The organism is Streptomyces sp. SID12501 (assembly GCF_010550245.1).
GTDB lineage: Bacteria > Actinomycetota > Actinomycetes > Streptomycetales > Streptomycetaceae > Streptomyces.
Genome location: NZ_JAAGLU010000576.1, coordinates 1 through 456 on the forward strand (window position 1 = coordinate 1; position 456 = coordinate 456).

General features: G+C 73.0%; 1 protein-coding gene. It reads right to left on the reverse strand.

The window, feature by feature from the left end; translation table 11 throughout:
- Nucleotides 1–107: 107 nt before the first annotated feature.
- Nucleotides 108–456 (reverse strand): hypothetical protein (locus tag G3I71_RS50680; protein WP_203733154.1); only part of this gene is annotated, 349 nt, incomplete at its 5' end.

A 456-nucleotide genomic window follows, 5' to 3' on the forward strand; every position in this document is an offset into this window, starting at 1 on the left:
GGACAGCCCACATCGCACGGCCGGCTGCTGCGCTCCCCATGACGTCCGCTCGCCGCTCTTGGCTGTCGGCCGGGGTGTCACCCGACCCGGAACACCAGGCGTCGACGTCAGCCGCCGACCAACCTGCCGACGGCGAGGCGGATCGTCCGGGAGTAGCGGACCGTCCGGCTGTTGTGGGCCCTGGCGGCGGGAAGCACCATTGTGCCGATCCGGCGGTACTGGGCCGAAGGCTGTCCGGCAGACACCGCAAGGACGCCGGAGGCGCCTCTCCTGGCCTGGCCGCCGGCACCCTCGGGGCAGAAGCCCCCTTTGACCCGCCGCCTTTGGTGGCGGGACGCCCACCTCGCCCCGTACCGGTATGGCTGTCCGCCACGGCCACGCATGCTCGTGCGGCCATAGCAGTTGACGGCGGCTCGGTGCACGGGCTCACCGTCCGCACCGCGACCGTCCGAGGCC